Here is an 870-nt window from a genome sequence, read left to right as displayed (position 1 = left end):
TAGAACCGTTCGCCGTGGGCTCCGGTCCCGGCGGACCTGCGCTGCCAGCGCCCGGACGGCTGGGCCGCGACCAGGTCGGCCACCGACGGTCCGCCGGGAGCCGACAGGTTCGTCGAACGCGTGGCCATCACGAACGCCATGTCGCGGGACTCCATCCACTCCCGCAGCTCGCCGTTCTGCCCGAACGCCTCGTCGGCGGTGACCCAGGCGAACGGGACCCCCGCGTCCAGCGCGCGTTGCAGCATCCGGCGGAACTGCACCGGCTTGGTCGCGAACTCCACCTCATCACCGATCCCGGCCGCCCGGCAGCGCTCCCGGTCGGCGATCCAGGTGTGCTCCGGAAGGTACAACTCCCGGTCGATCAGCGTCCGCCCGTACGGCGAGGCATAGGCCAGGAACGTGCCGATCTGGCAGTTCTCCGTGCGTCCGGCCGTGCCGGAGTACTGCCGCTGCACCCCGGCCGACTCCCGGCCCTTCTTCAAGAACCCGGTGTCATCGCCGATCAGCACCGCCTCCGGATCCCCCAGCCGCTCGACCACGTACTCCCGCACGCGGTCCCGGACCTCGTCGGCGTCCCACACCGCGTCGTTCAGCAGCCGCTGCATCCCATCGGGCGTGCCCTCCCCGGCATCCTCGGCCAGCGTCCAACCGTTCTTCCGCTCCAAAGGGCTCAGCAGCCCCCAGGTGTACCGCAGGGAACGCTCGCGCGGCTCCGAACGCAGGAAACAGTCCGCGAATCGCGCGTGCAACCCGGCCAGCTCTTCATCCCACACCTGAAGCCGATCAAGAACATCGGCAGCGCCAACAACGTGATCCACACCTCATCAACGAACAGCACCCCAACAAGTCACACCAAGTGCGGCTGCCGTA

At 69.0% G+C, this 870-nt stretch carries 1 protein-coding gene; it reads right to left on the bottom strand.

What is annotated here, in order from left to right:
- Positions 1-773: IS701 family transposase (locus GWK61_RS54845; protein ID WP_194922333.1), on the bottom strand; the 773-nt coding region annotated here is incomplete at its 3' end.
- Positions 774-870: the final 97 nt, after the last annotated feature.

It is taken from the genome of Catenulispora rubra (assembly GCF_015356825.1).
Taxonomy (GTDB): domain Bacteria; phylum Actinomycetota; class Actinomycetes; order Streptomycetales; family Catenulisporaceae; genus Catenulispora; species Catenulispora rubra.
Note: the sequence above shows the minus strand (reverse complement) of the source record. Positions and strands in the feature narration are given on the sequence as shown.